Origin of the sequence: Marinagarivorans cellulosilyticus, assembly GCF_021655555.1 — a bacterium.
GTDB lineage: Bacteria > Pseudomonadota > Gammaproteobacteria > Pseudomonadales > Cellvibrionaceae > Marinagarivorans > Marinagarivorans cellulosilyticus.
In genome coordinates this window covers 1,629,806-1,650,178 of sequence record NZ_AP023086.1, presented here as the reverse complement: position 1 = coordinate 1,650,178, position 20,373 = coordinate 1,629,806, and the positions used below count along the sequence as shown (strand labels likewise).

The window sequence follows — 20,373 nt, the reverse complement described above, 5'->3', positions numbered from 1 at the left end:
AAAAAATTTGAAATACAAAAGTCCATGACTACGATCGAGTAACGCTCGCCCCTAATTCAGGAAGGATTCAAAAAAACCTCTTTACAGCCATGCAAGATATTAAATACTGTAGTCTTCATTAACGCGCAGATTGCTACGTCCTTCGAAAAACAAAAAACTTACTAATCAAAAAACTAAAAACCGGAATTAGCATTACCGTCACGGCAAACAATCCTGCCGGGGGTAAAAAACCACTTAGCAGCGTAACAATCAGCACCGACAAGGTATACGTAAAGCACGCCAGTAAAAGATATTTCGACAACGTTTTCCAACTGAAAGCATGACCAAAAGTAAAAAACGCCTGCCCAACATAGGAAATAATAAAGCCGCAACTAAACCCCATTAAATTGCTCGCCTGCAAGCTACACCCCAAAATAGTACTCGCGGTTAAGGCAACGACATAGTGCACCCCTGACGCCAGAACTCCGACAGCGCCAAATTTAACGAGCTGTTTTAGTAGTTTAATGCTTATCATAAAGTGCTTTTTTCTCAATATGATACTTAGGCCTACCTTTAACCTCAGCATAAATCTTCGCCATATACTCCCCCAAAATTCCCAAACACATTAACTGAACACTACCAATAAACAGTAAAGGCAAAAGAATAGAAGCCCAACCAGGGATGGCGCTGTCGGTAAAAATTCGAACACCTAACACCCACACAATCATTGCCAAGCTCAACAGTCCGGCAACAAAGCCCATGATTGTGATCGCTCGTAACGGCACGGTAGAAAATGAAGAAATCCCTTCCCATGCAAAACTTAACATCTTGCGAAGAGGGTATTTACTCTCACCGGCAAAGCGCTCTTGGCGCTCGTACTCTACGGTCGACGAAGAAAATCCGACTTCACGCACAATGCCACGTAAAAATAAATTCGCTTCAGGGTACTCTTTGAATGCCTCTAACGCTTTGCGAGACATCAAGCGGAAGTCGGCATGATTAAATACCAAGTCCACCCCCATTTTGCGCATAAGGTGGTAATAGCCTTCTGCCGTAAAACGCTTAAAGAAAGTATCGGTTTTGCGCTCGGAGCGCACACCGTAAACAACCTCAAAGCCTTTGGCATATTCGTCCACCATAGCTTCAATATTTTCGGGGCCATCTTGTAAATCGGCATCAATGCTTACTACAAGGTCTTCCGTTGTTGAACATAAACCGGCATAAAGTGCGTTTTGATGCCCCTTGTTACGGGACAACTTAATCGCTACTACGTGCTCGTCGACTTGCGCTTTGCCCTCTAGCATTTCCCAAGTTTTGTCTTTGCTACCATCGTCAACAAAATACAGCTTAGAGTCCGCTCCAACCTTATTGCTTTCGATGAGTGTGCTAATAACACCATCCAATACAGAGAATGTCTCCGACAGTACTTCCTCTTCGTTATAACAGGGAACAACAATTGCGAGAGATGGAGCTTGTGTCATTATTCTCTTCTCCGATATATCCAAAATTTGTGCAGAAAGTAATTAGTTACCAATGCAGCCACAACCGCTATGATTTGAGCAGCAAGGTAAGGTAAGTACGGCAAAGCAGCCGCAAACACAGAGGTATTCACCACAACCCCCGCAGCAACCACCACTATAAACTTTGGTAATGTCGCCCAATGGCTTTGCTGACTGTCAAAAGTAATATAGTAGTTCAGTAAATAGTTATACACCGCACTTAATAAATACGCTGATGCCGATGCTACGACCTTACCACTCCCGAAGGCCTCGACCAGTAACATGAGCAATACAAACTGCAGTAAGGTGGCAGAACCGCCAACAAAGAGAAAAGCCATCAACTGCCGGCTTATTAAGCGCTCTAGTATACGAAGAGACAAGCCTTGACCTCACCCAAAAGGCGCAATGATAGCGGAATCGCAGAGAGGAGAGACGTTAAATATCTCAGAGGCCTCAAAATCTTCACGCTTAGATTCACATTTTTACAAAACATTACAGAATCAACCCCCAATGAACCTAAAGCAGTCCCCTCTAGGGTACTCTCAGGGCCCTCGCTTACTAAAAGCTGCCAACCATTGCAAGTGCCAGCCTCTAAAGCGCTCCTGTCAATACTCCGCACCAAAACGCCACTACAACAACCGCCCAATAGGCAAAATCCGGTAAAACCACAGCTTCATACGCTTTCCCGGCCCCACTTCCTTATCAGGGTTGTATTCCGGCGTTATCTTCCAGCTATTTTCCGGCTTTATATCGTTCAGTATGCTTTGCTGTAACTGCTCACCTAATACGGCGTTTTCGATCAGTACACCCACCTCTGTATTCAGGTTGGCCGAGCGCGGGTCTAAGTTGAAGGTACCGATAAAAATTGTAGTTTCATCAATAACCATGCTTTTTGCATGAATAGCAAAGATTGGGTTGTTCTCTTTTAATGCGGGGTAGCGCTGTACCAGCTGTTGTTGTATTTCTGGGTGGGGTTTAAATTCGTAGAGTCCTACGCCCATTTTCAATAGTTTTTTTCGCTGGTTAGCATAACCACTAAAAGCCATTAAATTATCAGTAGAGGCAAGCGAGTTGGTGGATATATCAACACTAATCCCTTGGTCTAATAAGCTCTGTAATAGGTCCATCCCCTCCTCTGGAAACACGAGATAAGGGCTCTGAATAAGAATGCGCTGCTTGGCAGATAACAGTTGCTTAGCTAAAAGGTCAGTAGATTCTCCACCCCCTGCCAAAAATGCACTGCCGTCGTTTTTACCAGGAGTATCACTAATATACTGAACATCTCCCCACTGCATATTATTAAAGATTTCTGCAAAATGTTTAGGCAGGTTTTTGAGCATATCGCGCACTAGGGGCGAGAAATTGGCTTCGTCTTGCGCATAGGCATGAAGCGTTTCTATATGAGACTGTATTTGCGCGTCATCAATGGCGCCCACTTCTTCAGCTAAAATGTCCTCAACATCAACAGATAACGGGCTTGCCCAAAACTCATCAAAGTTAGCGCTCATATCTTTAACTGCACGGCCAACCAGTAGAATATCTCTATCGCGAAAGTTATAGTCGTGATCGTAATCGAAATATTCATCAGCCATATTTCGGCCGCCAGTTACACCTATAACGCCATCAAAAATAGCGGCCTTATCGTGCATACGCTGGTTGGCGCCATGGAAATTTGTTAAAACGTTTTTTACCCGCCGCCAAAAAGAGACCCCCACCGAATGCTGAGGGTTATAAATTTTAATTGATACATTCGGATGCGCGGCCAATATTAATAGCGTTTGGCTTTGCGCATCCACTAATAAATCATCCACCAGCACGCGAACTTTCACCCCGCGCTCTGCCGCCGTAAGCAATGCTTCACCGGCAAGAATCCCGATATTATCGGTGCTCCAAATAAAATATTGCACGTCAATTGTTTGGGTTGCGTTCTCGGCTAACCACGCACGGCTTATTAACGCTTCTTCGCCTTTCTCTAGAATATAGCTACCGGTTTGGGTCGCTATTTTATCGTTACATGGCGTACAAAACTCATCCATTCGCTGCACAAGCGGGGTTACCGCATATGCTTTAATCGTGAGTGTCATTATCAATATCCCTGCGAGTAAATACGTCATTATTGTCCTTGCGTGTTCAGTCATCGTGGTTCCACAGGCTTTACGCCTTAAGCCCAAATGCATTCGATTAATCGCTCTACCTGTTGAGCACAGCAGCCATTACCATCAGCCGCATAGGTTTCATGTGTTACTGCATCCAGTGTATTGGCGCCGCCTGCAATTGCATTAATGATATCTATTTTTACAACCTCATTACATACACAAAGGTTACTGTCTAAATCTTTTTTTAGGATATCAGGGAGCTTAGCCAAGGGGTTTTCAATGGTTTCTTGTTTCATAGCGCCTCAAGCTTAGTGCTGCATAGCCTCGCCAAATTCACCGCAATAGCTAACATTTTCGCTGAAATACACATCAACGAAGGTCGCCAAGGGCATGTCAAGCAGGGGTTATCGTTTTGATTGAATCGAAAAAGGGGTAACTATGGCAATTGTAACAAAAAGGTTACAGCAAGAATGGGCGTGCAGGGGTAATACCGAAAGATATAGCCTTCTTCCATGAAGGCCATATATTTATGCCACCTCCAGCTAAACCTTACTAATTACCGCAGCATATTCGCTATGCCGCACAAAATAAGAATAACGCTGGAACTGGGCTATCTATTTAGGCGTGTCGCTTAAACAGGTACAACTTTATTCGCACATGGGCCTTTTTGGCCTTGGCCAACTTCAAACTCAACCGCTTGGCCATCGTTTAATGTTGCGTATCCGCCACCCGCTTGAATTTCTGAGTGATGAACAAACAAATCTTTGCTTCCGTCTTCAGGAGTAATAAAACCAAAACCTTTGTCCGCGTTAAACCACTTAACAGTACCTTTACTCATAATGCTTTCTTCTATGTGCGGTGAATAATTGAATGACTCTATTCGCTATCACCATTACGAATACAGCTTTTGCGTTGATCTGGCCTGCCAACAGCATCTTGCTGGGCGGCACACGCTATAGAGTGCAAGCGCTGAGTACGACTTAAAAGTGAAGTGGCTGTCAAAAAAAACCCTTAACTCTGGGCCGTGCGGTACTACCGGCCCTTAGGGTCAAAATATAACACCCCTAGACGCCTTATGATACATAGCCCGCAGGGCGAAAACTGTATTACACCGTGATAAAAAGATGAAACCCGTGCCGATTTGACACGCGACATATCCCCGCTAACACGCAACCTAAAGCCAACACCGTTCAGCAATACGAAAGCTAACTCAGCGTCTACACTCTATAGAAGAATTACTGATTACCGGTAGGTAGGTGCCGCGCACTCGAATGCTGAGACACGTGATTGTTATTGTAGGTGTGTTTTTTTGCTGTGGCGCAGGCGTCATGCAGCCGGTTTTGGCTGAAAGCTCTAAAAACCTTTTAGTTCAACGCTTTACCCAAAGCCAAAACGGAAAAGATAAGCTTGATGCCATCGAGGATGTAGTCTTCGACCACAAGGGTTTTATTTGGCTGGCGACAGAATCTGGCTTAAAACGCTTTGACGGCGACCGCATTCAGCGCTTCAGCTCCGAGCACGGCCTAAGTAGTGAGTGGGCTATCAGCCTTGCTGTTGATCACCGCGGTGAAATCTGGGTGGGTACTAGCCGCGGGCTCAACCGATTCTCTGCGCGGTACCACACATTCACTCATTACCTTAAAAATGATTACATCAGCGATGTAATTGAAGCAGACGGTAATATCATCTACGCCGCGACAACCCGTGGAATTATTAAGTTTAATGGCAAGCACGAGCAAATCGGGCACTGGAAATCAGATCCTAATGGTTTATCTAACAATGCGCTCTCCAGCGATCATGTAACCGCGCTTTTTGAAGATAGCCAACTCAATATTTGGATTGGTTATAAAGATACCGGCTTAAGCCGTTGGAACCGCCAGCACAATAGCTTTACACACTTTAGCGACAATCCGAATAACCCCAATAGCTTATGCCATACCGATGTTCGGGCCCTTGCCGAAGCCGAAGATGGAACCTTATGGGTTGGCACTTGGGGCGGCGGTTTATGCCGTCTCAATAGCGACGGCAACAGCTTTACAGCCCACACGCTAACCAACAGGCAGGGGGAGATCACTAGCGACATTATTACCGACATCACAAAAGATCGCACCGGCACACTCTGGGTCAGTGCCGACAAAGGCGGCGCCTACCGCTACCGCCCAGCACAGCGTGACTTCATTCATTATCAGCACGACCTCTTTGACGAACGCTCCCTAATATCCAACACCGTGAGCGTTATCGCAGAAGACGCCCACAGCAATATGTGGTTTATTACTTTTCCTGGCGGGCTAAGTCGCTACCACCCGTCCACAGAGCAATTTCAAAGCTGGCAACAACACCCCCTTGATAAAAACTCGCTAAGCAACAGCAGCATTTTATCGCTGCATCAAGATGCAACTGGCGATATTTGGGTAGGCACAGAAGGCGGCCTTAATCGCATCCATCACAAAGACGGCAGCATTACCCGTTACCCTCATGTAAAAGGCGATAAAAATTCTCTGCCGGCTTCGGCAGTTACCACACTGGCCGATGGCCCCAACGGGCACCTTTGGGTTGGCACTTGGTCTGGCGGGCTGGGCAAGCTGAATAAAAAAACTGGCCATATTAAAACCTACGGGCCAGCGCAAAACTTTCACGGCCAAAACATCTGGGCGAGCTACCTCGATAGCCGCAAAACACTTTGGATAGGTACCGAACGCCACGGCCTGTACCGCTACAACGAAAAAACCGATAACTTCGTACAATACCAAAACGACCCTAAAAAAAACCACAGCATTAGCTCTAACTACGTGTTAAGTATTGGAGAAAACAATAAAGGCGAGCTTTGGGTTGGCACCGAAAATGGGGCTAATCAATTTATCCCCAGCAACCATCACTTCACCCACAAAACACCCTTTGAAGGCAGCTTATTGGCCGAGCAACGCATCAGGCTTATTTTTACCGATTCAAATAATGATTTATGGCTAGCCACTCAAGGTAGCGGGCTTATTAAATGGTCACTAGAAGCAAACCAACACGCAACTTTAAACCAAGATAACGGCCTACCAAGCAATACCATTGCCGCCATACAGCAAGATAAGCAAGGTTTTATTTGGGTAAGCACCCTCGCAGGCATCGCCAAAGTTAACCCTACAACCCTAGCCGTTGAAACCATCCTAACACTCAGGGACGGCTTAGCCGGCGATGTAAGCAACCGCAACGCTTCACTGGCATTAAAAAATGGCACCTTGTATTTCGGCACAACCAACGGGCTGATTAGTTTTAACCCAAGCAATTTAACGCTACCCACAGACGACCCCAAAATAGAGCTTACCCATCTCGATATTTTGGGCAAAAAAACAACAATCAATAGAGCAGGCCAGCAACTCATAGAAGATGTAGCCTACACAACCACGCTCACCTTAAATGAAAGCGACAATTTTTTTGAGGTTGGCTTTGCAAACTTAAACCTAAGTTTTGGCGGCCATACCGAATTCGCTTATAAACTCGAAAACCACGATAGCCAATGGATCGATCACTTTGGCAACGGCAGCGCTAGCTTTGCCAATCTAAATGCAGGAAAATACCGCTTGGTGATCAAAGCCAAAAAGCGCAATGGCGAATGGTCGACACAAGAACGCAGCCTAAATATCAATATTACACCGCCTTTAAGCCGCAGCAAGTTAGCGTATACCCTTTATACCATTGTCGGATTAATTTTTAGTTATGGCCTTATCCGCTTAGTTTTCTTACGCACACTAAACAGAACACTCCATTTAGAAGTCAAAACAAAAACCGCAGCACTGCAAGAGGCCAATGCGGCAAAAACACTTTTTTTGGCGAATGTATCCCACGAACTGCGCACCCCTTTAAATGCCATCAACGGTTATTCAACAAGGCTAATTAAACGCTATTCCTCCGTATTGGATCAACGAGGGATAGAATCCTTGCGCTCCATTAACCGCAACGGCTTGCATCTCAATAACCTGATTAATGACATCCTTGATTTATCCAAAATTGAATCGGGTAAAATGGAAATTGAAATTGGCGATTGCAACATTGATGCGCTTTTACACCACTGCCTAGAAGACCTACAAGAAGACGCGCAAAAAAAAGGCCTTACCCTGCACTCCCCCAAAACCAACAGTTATGGCACTATTCAGGCTGACGAACAACGTGTAACACAGATTATTCACAACCTATTATCAAACGCCATAAAATATTCCGACAAAGGCGATATATGGCTTAGTGTAGAAACCGCCAATATTGACAACAAAGCCTATTGCGCACTTTCAGTAAAAGATACCGGCAAGGGCATTCGCGAAGAAGATTTAAAAAAGCTATTCACCCGATTCGAAAAAATCGACCAAGATACCAAATATATACATGGCTACGGCACCGGCCTAGGCCTTGCTTTGGTCGACGAGTTTACCAGCTTGCATGGCGGTTTTATTGACTGTAAAAGCACTTTTGGCGAAGGCAGCACCTTTACCATTTATTTACCGATATAATTACCTCCACCACATAAAGCCACTACTATGAAAAACATGCAAAAGATCGACTATAAAAAAGAGTTAAAAGAATATTACCGCTGCTCGGCCAAAAAAGTGGTTAGCATTCAAGTTCCTAAGATGCACTTTCTTAGCATAGATGGTCAAGGTGAGCCGGGCTCCCCTACACACCAACAAGCCATTGAAGCGCTTTCTAGCGTTGCTTATACATTAAAATTTATGGTTAAAAAGTCTGAGGGGGGCATTGATTATGGCGTAATGCCACTGGAAGGTTTGTGGTGGGCCGAAGATATGATGGATTTTGTCAATAACAATCCATCAAACTGGATTTGGAGCATGATGATAATGCAGCCAGAAATCATCAACCAAGACATAGTCGCACAAGCAATTGCACAAGTTAAAACCAAGAAAAACCTAGCCGCAATCGATAAGCTGCGCTACCAAGCATTTGAAGAAGGCTTATGCGCACAAACCCTTCATGTTGGCCCATTCACAGAAGAAGGCCCAACCGTCGAGCGAGTACATGCCTTTATCCACGAAAATGGCGGAAAACTTACCGGCAAACATCACGAAATTTACCTCAGTGATATTCGCCGCGCCGCACCTGAAAACTGGAAAACAATTATTCGCCAGCCAATGGCAACTGCACCATAAAGGGCATATCTAAAGAAAAGCACCGCATCATTTAGCAAAAAACAAGCGCATTAAATGTAGGCTACGCACAAAAAACACTCCGCTTAAAGCGCCATAGCAAATAGGTATTGCATGCACAAACCAATACTCCCGAACAAAGCCCACCTTTAATGCTACAAATACCCCCACACAATATTTAAGCAAGAATATAAGCAATATAAAAACTAGGTACCACCAACTTCCCGCCAGAAAGTACACTTTCGATTTTGCATCATAATAGTCTTGGCCATTGCGCTTATATAAGTACCCTACCCCGCTTACCGCAGCCCACGCCGCACACCAAAGGGCAATATTGTAAAAACCAAAGCCAAAATCTGAAACTACACCAAATAATGATAAAAACAACAGCGCTATAGGCATTATAAAAGGCGTAAAAACGCTAACTTTGCGATCACGGCTTTGCCGCCAACCCAGCCATATTAGCCCAATAAACAAGCCATAAACCCATAACGGGGTGTGCATTAAGATATTCCACATCATACAAATTTCTCCTAGCGGCTGTTCCAGCACTGGGGCCTAAAGCCGTTATAGCTTACGTTACTTTTTTTGGTAATTTTTCACAATCGTCTGGGTATTTCGTCACTGGCAAGCGCGCTGCCAAAACCTATCATGAATACACACCAGCCAAGTGGCTAAGTGAAAAATCCATTGAAGGAGAAATAACAATGAAACTGAAAACCCTTTTAAGCTGTGCAATATCTATTGGTCTATATGGCGCACTAGCACCAGCAAACGCAGCATACGAAGCCAAAAGCTATGCTATCACTACATGGAATGCGGGCTGTAGCGGCAGCACGCGAAATTCATGGGACGATATGGCCGACGCCTGGTATGACGAAATCACCCGCAAAGGTGTTAATTTTTTTGGTTGGTGCATTGGCGGGCACTGTAGCGATGCCTATAGCCGCGACGGGCAACAAGTAGATGGCTCCATTCGCAATAGCCAATTCGCCGACCGCAGCATTGTAAACTGGGGTAACGATTCAGCCCATATGGATGAAGGCGATGCGGTAATGCTAGCGTTGCACGGCTTTGAAACGGGTAATGATTATGGTGGCCGCGTACGCGTGAATGAAGCCGGTGGCGGCAATTGTAATATTCGCCGCAGTGAAATGGACATTGGCGATTTTGATCAAGAATTCTTGCACCTTTCCTCGTGCCAAAGCATGGACGACAACCAATGGTCCTCATGGTGGCGCGCATTTGATGGCGCCCACCAAGTTACTGGCTTTCACGGTTTAATGTGGATTGGTCAAACTCTAATAAACGATTATCGCGACTTCGCCAGAGACGCATTTTCCAAAACCATTGCCGATTCGTGGCTAGATAATATGTATGTCCCGAACATTCAAAATAACGACGACCAATGCCCTGTTGCCTATGCCGTTGGTGCCAACCACAACGATATGTGGGATCGCATTGGCAAAGAGCGCTACAACAGGGTATTGAGCGACCCCAACAATATTGGATGGTGGGGCGTTATGTACATTGAAGGCTGCGACCCACAAGCAGAAACCGTAATCGGCAGCGACCTAAACAATTAATAAGGAGATTAATCATGAAACTTAAAAATGTATTCGCGTTATCAACTATTGTATCCGCAGCGCTTTTAGCTACGCCGGTATTATCGCAAGAACAACCGGGGCTAGATTCACGCACAAACGCTAAAATGTTGCTGGAAAATATCACCCCCGAAAAAGCCTCTACCGAAGAGTTAAAAGCACTGATTGAAAAAGCACTACCACAATACGATGAAAGCTTATTAAAACCCTATGCCGGCCGCGATCCAATAAGCGCGCTAAGCTTCAGCCGCCTAGCCAATGCACTGCAGGATAAAATAAGCCTAGAAGCCCCCGAAGAAGTCACCGATATTGACGACGGCATTCGCGCGCTAAGCATCGATACCGAAAAATCAAAAATAGGTTACGTTAATCGCGACCGCTCGTGGAACTTTGATAAAGACGCAAACACCCGAGCTATTCCAGCGGACCAAGCTCAAAAACAAGTGCTGTCGATATTAAACGACCTAGGTTTTGATAGCCGCGAAATGGCCAAGCCTTTTATTACCAAACAGATGGCAGCGGGCGCCAAAGCCGGTGAAGATAAGCCCAGCAGAACCATGGAAGTGTACCGTTACGTGATAGTGCCACGCAGCCTCAATGGGCTTCCTGTGAGCCAATCCGATGTAAGAGTTGCCATTAACAATTACGGTGAAGTACAGCGCATTAGCGCCGAGTGGCCACAATTAACCTTGCGCGAAGGCCAGCGTTTACGCGACCGCGAAGAAGTGATTAATGACCTATTACTCGAAGTCAGTGAACAGGACCCAACCGAAGCCATTCACTTTATCGGCAATATTCAATACGCGCAGCAGATAGACGGCGACCAAATTGGCCCCGTACTGGTACTGAATGTGAATGATTACCCAACCCCTTATCAGGTGGCGGTACCCTTAGCCGAGCAAGCGACAGGTGACGAGAGAATCTAAAACTTTTTAACAACATAAGCCGGCACGCATTCTTAAAAGAATGCGTGCCGGCTTTTAGCACTGCAATCCGCCATAATCCAGCACCTAGCCCGCATCTGTTGCCTTAACATGCGGTGTTACGATTAACGTCCGCCCGCCACATCAAGTAATGCACCATTTACATAAGATGCTTCATTAGAAATCAACCACACTATAGCACTTGCAACTTCAGACGGCTCTCCAGCTCTTTGCATCGGTATAAACTGCTTCAGTTTTTCTGGTCTATCTTTATCACCTGTATCGGCATGTAAATCTGTACTGATAAGACCTGGGCGCACAGCATTCACTCTTACACCTTCGCTTGCAACCTCCTTGGACAACCCCAACGTGAATGTATCGATCGCTCCTTTCGATGCAGCATAGTCTATAAATTCATTCGGTGAGCCAATACGAGAAGCTGCTGAAGAGACATTAACAATTGACCCCCCCTGCCCGCCCGAGCCTAAGATCATTCGCTTTACAGCCTCCTGCGCACAAATAAAGGAACCAATCACATTGATGTTAAAAACCTCACGCATTCGTTCTGGCGACATATCAACAAACGAGGTGATACCTGTAATAGCCCCAGCATTATTAACCAGAGCATCTAATCGTCCATATTCAGTGTCGATTTTTCTAAACAACGCATATATTTCATCTTCGTTCGCAACATCCACTTTGACAGCCCATGCACGTCGACCCATTTTTTCTATTCTATCCACAACGGATTCTGCGGCCGACTTTTGGACTTTATAAGTAATAACGACATTCCAGCCTTTTCGTGCCGCTAAAAGAGCGGTTTCGGCACCAATGCCACGGCTTGCCCCGGTAATTAAAACCAATTTCGATTCCATCGATTACCCCAAAAAAATTGAATAAAGAAAGTGATGCTTAGATTAACGTAATAGAAATAGCACCATTTATGGCTGACTAATAATGCTGGAATTTTATTAGTCATTAACTAATCTAAATCACTGGCCGAATGGCGCTCTTTTAATTGCAGACTTTCTTCGCCCCAAGTTAAATTCACCCTGCGCCCGCGCTGTACCGCTGGGCGTTGTGCAATGGTGTTAGCCCAGCGCAATACATGGGTATACGACTTCACATCTAAAAATTCGGCGGCATCATAAAGGCTTCCTAGCACCAAACAGCCATACCATGGCCAAATCGCAATATCGGCAATGGAATATTCTTCGCCAGCCATATAGGTGTTATCGGCCAAGTGCCGATCTAATACATCTAACTGGCGCTTAACTTCCATCGTAAAACGGTCGATGGGGTATTCCATTTTGCTCGGTGCATAGCTGTAAAAATGACCAAAGCCACCGCCCAAATAAGGCGCAGAGCCCATCTGCCAGAACAGCCAATTTAAGGCTTGTGTTCGCTCATTAAAAGAAACGGGTAACAGCTGACCAAACTTTTCAGCAAGGTACAAAAGAATCGCGCCCGACTCAAAAATACGCGTAGGCTCGGTGTTTGAGTGGTCCATTAAAGCCGGTATTTTAGAGTTTGGATTAACAGCAACAAAACCACTCGAAAACTGATCGCCCGTACTAATATCAATAAAGTGCGCATCGTATTCAGCCCCTGCCTCCCCTAGCGCTAACAACTCCTCCAGCATTATTGTCACTTTTTGGCCGTTAGGCGTCGCCAGCGAATGCAGCTGCAATGGATGCTTGCCCACCGGTAATGCTTTTTCGTGGGTGGGGCCGGCAACGGGGCGATTTGTACTGCTCCAATTTCCGCCATTTTCTTGCTGCCACTGCCACACTTTAGGGGGCTGATAGGCTTGATTATCGGACATAACGATTCCTTATTTATCAGTGCGTTTAAATGTTTTTATTCTGCCGCGGGTGCATTAATAACGGCATCGGCAAAACTTTGATAAGCCGCCATAACCTCTTTCGCCATGCTATCGGGGAAGACATGAAAATCACCGCTAGCTAACGCAGTAATAATGCCATCGGCAACACTCGAGGCTGGGTCAGATTCCTCAAAGCCCGCCTTATCGGCCATATCGGTTTTAATGGGGCCGGGGTGTACGCTTAATACCTGAATGCCCAACGGTAGAAATTTATCTCTTAAACCCTGCGTAATTGAATAAGCCGCCGCTTTAGACGCCGAATAAGTGGTGAACGGTGTAAAATTCTTAATGGAGGCAACCGAGTTAAGCTGCACAAATGCCGCTTGCTCTTTTTCCGCCAGAATCGGCGCAAAGGCCTGCGCTACACGCATCAAACCATACACATTAATATTCATTTCGTGCGCCAAAGCCGCTTCAGCATTATCGGCCAGTGGGTCGGCCACTTCGAGCACACCGGCATTATTCACCACAATATCCACATCCTGCGCCTGTGTGGCCGCTTGCTTAATAGACGCTGCATCACCGGCATCTAACGTTAGCGTGACGACCTTATCGCCATACTGCTGCGCCAACGCAACGGTAGACTCGGGGTTGCGCACCGCTAAATACACCTTGCTCGCACCCTGCGCAATAAAGGCCTCAACAATCGCCTTACCAATTCCTCTGTTTGCACCCGTAACTAACGCGACCTTACCTTCGATTGAAAAACTCATAACAATTGTCCTATTGAATATCAATGAATGACCAACGGTTATACCCGGTCGACTAAAACCACAACTGTACCGATCGGTATATTTGACCATATTGTACCGATCGGTATAATCAAGTCAATAGCCTATTTGGCCCTAAAAACTTGGAAGCTTTTGATGAGTGGTGGTAGAAAAATTGCGTTCGATAAACAGCATGCGCTGGCAGCAGCCATGCACGTCTTTTGGAAAAAAGGCTTTAGTGGTGCATCGCTAGCGGACCTAACCACAGCAATGGGCATCAACAAACCCAGCTTGTACGCCGCCTTTGGTAATAAAGAATCCTTATTTATTCAAGCGACCGACTACTATGTTGAACACATTGGCGGTGCCCATAGCCAGCCATTAAATCAAATAGGCGTGCCTTTACGCGAACGCTTACAGACCTTTTTGATATCTGTATTAGCCGGGCAATGCGACGAACAAACGCCCAAGGGTTGCTACATATCGCTTTGCGCCGCCGAAACCGAAGCCGACGCCATTCCAGAAGCCGCACGTCAAAAAATACAGGAAGTCAGCCAATTAACGTACAACATGCTGCTTACGCTCTTCACCCAAGACCCAGAAGCTAAACAATTAAAGCTGGATATCAATGCCGCCGATAACGCGAATTTTTTAGTGACGGTATTGCACGGCTCGGCGTCTATGGCGCGCACTGGGCATAAATACGATGCACTGACTCCCATTGTGATGCACGCGCTTAAGGGGCTAGGCATTTAATGCATTAACGCCTAAAAAAATTCATCAATAGTTAGGATCAATATTCGCCGCCACGGCGCCATACACGTACAATGCCCCTGCTCACTTTATCTAGATACGTTAAAGCCAACCGTGACACTCTCCTTCAGCTTACATGACCTCGCACTTGCCATAGCGGCTTGCTGCTCCCTTTTAATTGCAATACCCGTTTTATTTTTTTCCGCGGTATCGCAAGGGCGGCTTCCCTTGGGAATATTTTTTGCCTGCATAGGTTTGGGTTTAGGATGTAAGCTTACAATCTGGAACCCTTCTTTTGATTCAGCGGCGTGGTTACTCCACACGACAATAACCTTTGTTTATATTGCGACCTGCTACATAAAAGGGCCAATGCTGTATTTATACATCAACAGCACACAAGCCACGCCCCCACCGCAAAAAACCAAAGGCACTGCTTTTATTATTGCCGCTGTGATGGCAGCAATAATCGCCGTAGCACTAGGTGCAAATAGGGAAGTACTACAAAATAATTTCACGGGTCACGAATGGCTGCCTTTTATTTTTATTGGTACCTTAGGTCTTATACCCTGGGCTTTTGCCCTTGCAGCGCTCATAACCCTTAACCGAAACACGGCCGCCAAAAACAAATACTTATTGTATTTAACTTATGGTTACGTTGCTGTTTGGAGCTGGGGCTTAATCGCACATTTTTTAGGAAGTTTTATACACGCCGCAGTGGGAGATCGCATTCCTCATATTATTGGCGTTACCAACAACTACATTTCTTTTGTATTAACCGCATTCTTGTATACCAAATCGTATCGCCCTAACCAACTACCACATCCACCGCAACAGCCTAAGCCAGCCTCAGCCATTGTACCTTCGCTGAAAGAATTGCGCGAAAACGGGCTAGTTTTGCAAGCCGTCGATAACGCGCTCACTCACGATAAAATCTACCTCGACAGCCGAATTAACCTCGCCCGCTTTGCAGAGCACACTAAACTGAAACCCAAAACCGCTTCACGCCTTATTAAGCAATATTATCATTGCAGCTTTATCGAACTGATTAACCGCCAGCGCTTAAATGAAGCCGAACGCCTTTTAACCAGCGCGCACGATATTACCGCACAGCGCATTGGCCAAGTCTCCGGCTTCCCCAGTAGCTCGTCTTTTTATCGTTTATTCAAAAATACCTATGGCGTATCCCCAGCCCATTATCGAAAAAATAAAATAGGTCATTCCGAGACTACCCCCTAGCAAGCCTTTGGCTCCAAACGGCTCCGTCATACACCATTCATAATAAGGCGCAATACTCGCTCCAGTTTGCGCGTAAAGTACTACTTTACGTATCAACCTTCCCAATATAAGGCCTGTAATAATTAAGAATAGGGAAAAGAGAAGCTGCACGCCTAAAATGCACTCCGTCTTTCAACCGGTATATTAAGGAGATTATTATGCAATTCAAACAACTGCTTTGTGCAGCCTCACTCATCGGTGCTGCCTTTACGGCAAGCCAACCAGCCCTGTCAGCCATTCAATCAGATCGTTCGCTAATGATTACAGAAACACAAATTCTGAATCAGTTTAGCGCACAAGCCATATTCGAAAAATTATTAGCCGATGAGGGCGATACAAACCAGACCGCACAAGATGTTCTTGATAACTGGCCTGGCTGCCAAAACGCAGCTAACCAAACCTTTAATGGCTTCCCCGTAACTTGCCGCAGCCTGACTCTCGGCAATATTAATAACTATCGCCCTATTGCACTAACCAATCGCTTTGATTTGGCCGACGATCAACAATGTGGTGAATACCGCATTGCTTTTGCCGACGTTCTTGGCACAGGCGAGGCGATTAATTTTATGATTCTTGAAGCCCAGCTTCCCAACCCTAGCCCATCGCTAGGCAAAGAAGGCTGTAGGCCAATTGCGGAGTTTTGGGCAAACCTTTCCGCAAACAACAATACCGCAAGCCGCGGCGTGGCGTTAAAGCAGTTTTATTTTGAGGGCATCAATGGTATTCCCGCTGTTTTTGACGTTAACCATTTTGCCGGCGGCGAAAACGGCTCTGGTCAAATTCGCCTCAATCACCGCAACAGCCGTTTAACAACATGGTCGCAGTTTGAATTTCGCACGATTCCCAACTCAGGCAGCCTCGTGATTGCTCAAAGTACCGCGAAGGATACCCCCTTCGACGAACTCGCAACCGATGCCAGCACGCACCCATTAGCCAGTGCATTCAAAAGCGCTGTTTTGGATGCGCTTACTGTGAATGGTGAAAATTTACTAGCAAACACCATGAGCGCTTTATCCATTAACCTGCCAGACAATTTAGCAACCGGCAGTAGTATTTCTGATGAGTTCGGAACTGATATTTTTGGCGGCGTTTTAGGCCATTTTGATGCGCAAGGTAGCTTCGCCAATGATATTCAAAGCCAACTAAATGCCGCCGGTAGTGGGCTAACCCCGTAGCAAGTTATTTCACGCGTCAACTCATTAAGCTGTGGCGGTTGCCATAACCAAGGCCAAGTATTAGGCGGCAACATTGACTTTATCTCAAATCGCCAAGCCTCTGAATTTCTCAATTTTACACCTACAACACTCGGCGCCCCCATCAAAATTGAAGCCGAAAGCTTTAGCAGTATGTCTGGCGTCCAAACTGCAACAACCTAGTACAAAATGGTGACTTCGAGCAAGGCGCTAATTTTTGGCAAACCTACCAACAAGCCCCAGCGGCTGCTACTTTCGATTTAAACAACCAATTTAACGATGCACGTATTTTTATTGATGCCGCCGGTAACCAAAATTGGAATATTCAATTTCACCAAGCTGGGCTTCCCTTAACGCAGGGGCAGCAATACCGCTTAAGCTTTAACGCAATGACCTTTGGCAAAACAACCCAAGCGGATATTGATGTTGTTGTTGAGCAAAATGGTGGTAATTACACGGCCTATATGCCATCGCAAACCGTAAGCTCGCACCCCGGTGGCACTCATCACGAATTCACCTTTACGATGCAACAAGGCACAGATAACGACGATCGCATTACCTTTAACCTAGGTTCCAATGGCCCGCTTGCCCCCGGCCTTGCGCGCGCCATTAGTATTGATAATGTACGTTTAACACCAATCAACTAATCGCTTAATGCCCAAATAGGTACACCTACCGCACCACCCGTTGGTGCGGTACTTTTTTGCCCCCTCCGTCTCCACAAACACCAATAAACACACAATTTTTTGGTGAATATTTCACTGCACCGCTTCAGCCGCCGCGCCACACTGATCAGAGAGGCGCTCCTTGTAACGCATTCTGGGAATCGTCTTGCTCTTTTTTATCAGAACATCGTATATCAGTACCTTGATATGCCGTGACTCACTCAGGAGAAAAGGCATGAAAAATATCAGCTGTCGCTTATCCAAGCGTACACAAAAAAATACAATATTCTTCCAGCGCAATATTCGCTGCACCGCATTATTACTCGGCGCCCTATTCGGCGCGGCATTACCCCAAGCCCAGGCTCAAACGGATGAGCCCATTGCCGTAACCGGACACGGTGGTTTTTTTGACCAAGACGGGAAACAAATTAACCTTACGCTAGACTACGCCGACTATAGCCAAGCATGGTATCGCACCGCACTGATTGAGGGCCTTAATGAAAAAGACCGTTACGCCTTTCGAGAGCTTGAAAATAAATATTTTGAAGGCTTAAAAGTTGATACCCAAGATAGGTTAATTCTTCAACACCATTTACTCGAATGGGCGCTGCCGCGCCAACAAGACAAAGCCGCATCACAAAAAACAGCCATTAAACTACGCGCGCTGTACGCCGCTATGCGCTGGCCATTGAGCAATAATAAAGAAGCTTTTATAGAATTAGGCAAAAAGCCCTATGCCATAAGTTATGACGTAAAAAAACGTATCGAGCAATTAAAGCCCATTAAATTTGATGGCGGTGAAATCCTAAAATCAACGACAAATAGCGGGCAGGATTACATCAATGAATGCATCAGTGCTGGCGTCCCTATTCCGCCCTCGATTAACCAAATGGACCCCACCGGTTTAACCGGTTGGCGCTCAGAAGGATTTATTCCTACCGGTGATCAATTCATCGTAGGTTCACCCGCCGAACTTCGCAGCTACCGCAGCGTTATGCCACGCGGCATGTGTTATTCGCTACCGCGATACACCAACGCAACATTAAATACCATCGCCCTTGATGGCGTTATTTGTGTCGGGGAGCAAAGCTCTAATGTTTGTATTTGGGATAATCAATGGACCCCACCCGGCGCCACCAACGTTACAGACTTCACCATCGCAGCAGGTGAAATTGTACCTATTGGCGTCCCTAGCGTGCCCGGCGGAAAATATCAGGCTGGCGGTGCGGAAATTGAATTTGGCCCCGGCGGTGTCTGCACCGATTGCCACGCCGGCGAAAACCCTTTTATCACTCATCCGGACTCCGTCATTCGAACAGTATTGGGCACAAATGTAGAGTGGGGCGATATTAAAGAACCTCTCGGTGACTTACCGACCTTTTCAATTAATCGCTATAATCCAATAGTCGGTGCCAGCTGGCCACAAAATGACGTATCACTTGCCAGCACTGCGCCCGCGATCCCCGCTAGTTGTAATGGCTGCCATGTTAAAGGAAGCGCCGGTCGCTTCCCGCATTTATCCAATGAATTACCGGGCTATTGTTTTACGGTACTGCGAAAAGCCGGCCAACAAACAATGCCAACATATAGCCCCGGCAGCCAAATACCCGCCGTAGAAAACTTAATTTCAACTTACTGTAACGCCGGACCAAGCCCGATTACCAATGCAAATGTACGAGATATAGGCGACCCCCATATCACCACGGTTGATGGTACTCATTACGACTTCCAAGCCGCAGGCGAGTTTACAATGTTAAAAAGTGGCAATGGTGAATTTGAATTACAAACCCGCCAATCGCCAGTTTTAACCACCTTTACCCCAGGGCCAAACCAACACACAGGCCTTGCCAGCTGCCCAAGTTTAAATACCGCCGTTGCAGTGCGTGTTGGTAAAAATATTATTTCGTATCAAGCCGCAAAAGGTGCGTTATCCAGCAATCAGGATTTACAGCTATTTATTAACGGGAGCCCCACATCGCTAGCGAATATTAATTTGGGCAATGGTAATACACTACAGTACGCTGGCTCTGGCGGCGATTTAATAATAGCCGTAGCCGATGGCTCCACAGTACGCGTTGAGCCTAAGTTTTGGGCCTCACAAGGTTACTGGTACATGGATATTCACGTCGACAAAACGTATGCAAACCAAGGTGTTATGGGCTTAATTACCAGTGGAGATTGGCTGCCACGCGCACCCGATAGCTCTAGCTTTGGCGCGCGCCCAGTTAATTTGTGGGATAGGCATACAACCTTAAATAAAAAATTTGCCGACGCTTGGCGGGTCTCGAGTAAAACCAGTTTATTTTATTACGCCCCAGGCTCTAGCACCGCCGACTTTACCGACTCCGCTTGGCCAACACCTCCTGGTGGCACATGCACTCAAACCAGCTTACCCGGCGATGTTCCAATAGTGAAAGAACCCCGCTGGGATTTGGCTAAAGAAGTCTGCCGAAAAATAAAAGACCCGGCCATCTTTGATAATTGCCTACTTGATGTTGCGGTAATGGGTGATGCAGAAGCGGCAGAGGTACATTTTAAAGCCGCAGGCTTATAAACATAAGGATAATTAATGTGGGCAGGGATGCCCTTTTTTTGATTTACAGCTCGAAATAAAAAAGCGGCCGCTAGGGCCGCATCAAGGGACAACAAA

The 20,373-nt window shown here is 46.1% G+C and carries 19 protein-coding genes and 1 pseudogene; 9 read left to right on the top strand and 11 right to left on the bottom strand.

Going from position 1 to position 20,373, the window contains the following annotated elements; genetic code table 11:
* Positions 1-133: 133 nt before the first annotated feature.
* The 7 genes from MARGE09_RS06520 to MARGE09_RS21550 all read right to left on the bottom strand — a co-directional run bounded on the left by MARGE09_RS06520 (position 134) and on the right by MARGE09_RS21550 (position 4,576).
* Entirely contained in the window at positions 134-514 is a 381-nt protein-coding gene (locus MARGE09_RS06520) for a GtrA family protein (protein WP_236986540.1), read from the bottom strand.
* On the bottom strand, positions 501-1,460 hold the full coding sequence (locus MARGE09_RS06515) for a glycosyltransferase family 2 protein (protein ID WP_236986539.1): 960 nt from the start codon (positions 1,458-1,460) through the stop codon (positions 501-503). The genes MARGE09_RS06520 and MARGE09_RS06515 overlap by 14 nt, the downstream gene beginning before the upstream one ends.
* A complete protein-coding gene (locus MARGE09_RS06510; RefSeq protein WP_236986538.1) occupies positions 1,460-1,858 on the bottom strand; it encodes a GtrA family protein in 399 nt (132 codons plus the stop codon). The genes MARGE09_RS06515 and MARGE09_RS06510 overlap by 1 nt, the downstream gene beginning before the upstream one ends.
* Positions 1,859-2,107: 249 nt before the next feature.
* Positions 2,108-3,616, bottom strand: a complete 1,509-nt coding sequence (locus MARGE09_RS06505; RefSeq protein ID WP_236986537.1) for a phospholipase D-like domain-containing protein — start codon at positions 3,614-3,616, stop codon at positions 2,108-2,110.
* Between the two features lie 23 nt (positions 3,617-3,639).
* Entirely contained in the window at positions 3,640-3,870 is a 231-nt protein-coding gene (locus MARGE09_RS06500) for a (2Fe-2S)-binding protein (protein WP_236986536.1), read from the bottom strand.
* A gap of 335 nt (positions 3,871-4,205) precedes the next feature.
* A complete protein-coding gene (locus MARGE09_RS06495; RefSeq protein WP_236986535.1) occupies positions 4,206-4,412 on the bottom strand; it encodes a cold-shock protein in 207 nt (68 codons plus the stop codon).
* Positions 4,413-4,450: 38 nt separating this feature from the next.
* A complete protein-coding gene (locus MARGE09_RS21550; RefSeq protein WP_255711891.1) occupies positions 4,451-4,576 on the bottom strand; it encodes a hypothetical protein in 126 nt (41 codons plus the stop codon).
* A 269-nt stretch (positions 4,577-4,845) separates the two neighbouring features.
* Here MARGE09_RS21550 and MARGE09_RS06490 point away from each other — a divergent pair, with 269 nt between their 5' ends.
* Complete coding sequence (locus MARGE09_RS06490) at positions 4,846-8,064, top strand: sensor histidine kinase (protein ID WP_236986534.1); 3,219 nt, start codon at positions 4,846-4,848, stop codon at positions 8,062-8,064.
* 27 nt (positions 8,065-8,091) lie between these two features.
* On the top strand, positions 8,092-8,718 hold the full coding sequence (locus MARGE09_RS06485; RefSeq protein ID WP_236986533.1) for a GyrI-like domain-containing protein: 627 nt from the start codon (positions 8,092-8,094) through the stop codon (positions 8,716-8,718).
* A 27-nt stretch (positions 8,719-8,745) separates the two neighbouring features.
* On the opposite strand, the gene MARGE09_RS06480 is transcribed toward MARGE09_RS06485, so the two are convergent.
* Positions 8,746-9,237 carry a DUF6622 family protein gene (locus MARGE09_RS06480; protein WP_236986532.1) on the bottom strand — a complete coding sequence of 164 codons (492 nt, stop codon included), beginning with the start codon at positions 9,235-9,237 and terminating at the stop codon, positions 8,746-8,748.
* A 185-nt stretch (positions 9,238-9,422) separates the two neighbouring features.
* Between MARGE09_RS06480 and MARGE09_RS06475 the strand changes: the two genes are divergently transcribed.
* Both MARGE09_RS06475 and MARGE09_RS06470 read left to right on the top strand, forming a co-directional pair.
* On the top strand, positions 9,423-10,301 hold the full coding sequence (locus MARGE09_RS06475) for a DUF6345 domain-containing protein (RefSeq protein WP_236986531.1): 879 nt from the start codon (positions 9,423-9,425) through the stop codon (positions 10,299-10,301).
* Positions 10,302-10,315: 14 nt separating this feature from the next.
* Positions 10,316-11,245, top strand: a complete 930-nt coding sequence (locus MARGE09_RS06470) for a hypothetical protein (protein WP_236986530.1) — start codon at positions 10,316-10,318, stop codon at positions 11,243-11,245.
* 122 nt (positions 11,246-11,367) lie between these two features.
* On the opposite strand, the gene MARGE09_RS06465 is transcribed toward MARGE09_RS06470, so the two are convergent.
* The 3 genes from MARGE09_RS06465 to MARGE09_RS06455 form a co-directional block, all read right to left on the bottom strand.
* Complete coding sequence (locus MARGE09_RS06465; RefSeq protein WP_236986529.1) at positions 11,368-12,117, bottom strand: SDR family oxidoreductase; 750 nt, start codon at positions 12,115-12,117, stop codon at positions 11,368-11,370.
* A gap of 107 nt (positions 12,118-12,224) precedes the next feature.
* The gene (gene yghU, locus MARGE09_RS06460; protein ID WP_236986528.1) at positions 12,225-13,067 is read right to left on the bottom strand and encodes a glutathione-dependent disulfide-bond oxidoreductase; all 843 of its coding nucleotides are present in this window, start codon (positions 13,065-13,067) and stop codon (positions 12,225-12,227) included.
* A 35-nt stretch (positions 13,068-13,102) separates the two neighbouring features.
* Complete coding sequence (locus MARGE09_RS06455) at positions 13,103-13,840, bottom strand: SDR family oxidoreductase (RefSeq protein WP_236986527.1); 738 nt, start codon at positions 13,838-13,840, stop codon at positions 13,103-13,105.
* A 153-nt stretch (positions 13,841-13,993) separates the two neighbouring features.
* Between MARGE09_RS06455 and MARGE09_RS06450 the strand changes: the two genes are divergently transcribed.
* The 5 genes and pseudogenes from MARGE09_RS06450 to MARGE09_RS06430 all read left to right on the top strand — a co-directional run bounded on the left by MARGE09_RS06450 (position 13,994) and on the right by MARGE09_RS06430 (position 20,277).
* Positions 13,994-14,593, top strand: coding sequence for a TetR/AcrR family transcriptional regulator (locus MARGE09_RS06450; protein ID WP_236986526.1), 600 nt, complete (start codon positions 13,994-13,996; stop codon positions 14,591-14,593).
* A gap of 366 nt (positions 14,594-14,959) precedes the next feature.
* Positions 14,960-15,826 (top strand): AraC family transcriptional regulator, encoded by an 867-nt coding sequence (locus MARGE09_RS06445; RefSeq protein ID WP_236986525.1) that lies wholly within the window; start codon positions 14,960-14,962, stop codon positions 15,824-15,826.
* Between the two features lie 197 nt (positions 15,827-16,023).
* Positions 16,024-17,040, top strand: a complete 1,017-nt coding sequence (locus MARGE09_RS06440; RefSeq protein ID WP_236986524.1) for a hypothetical protein — start codon at positions 16,024-16,026, stop codon at positions 17,038-17,040.
* 203 nt (positions 17,041-17,243) lie between these two features.
* Positions 17,244-17,705 (top strand): annotated as a pseudogene (locus MARGE09_RS06435) (carbohydrate binding domain-containing protein); the annotation flags it as partial.
* Positions 17,706-17,958: 253 nt separating this feature from the next.
* The gene (locus tag MARGE09_RS06430; RefSeq protein ID WP_236986523.1) at positions 17,959-20,277 is read left to right on the top strand and encodes a hypothetical protein; all 2,319 of its coding nucleotides are present in this window, start codon (positions 17,959-17,961) and stop codon (positions 20,275-20,277) included.
* Positions 20,278-20,373 lie beyond the last annotated feature (96 nt).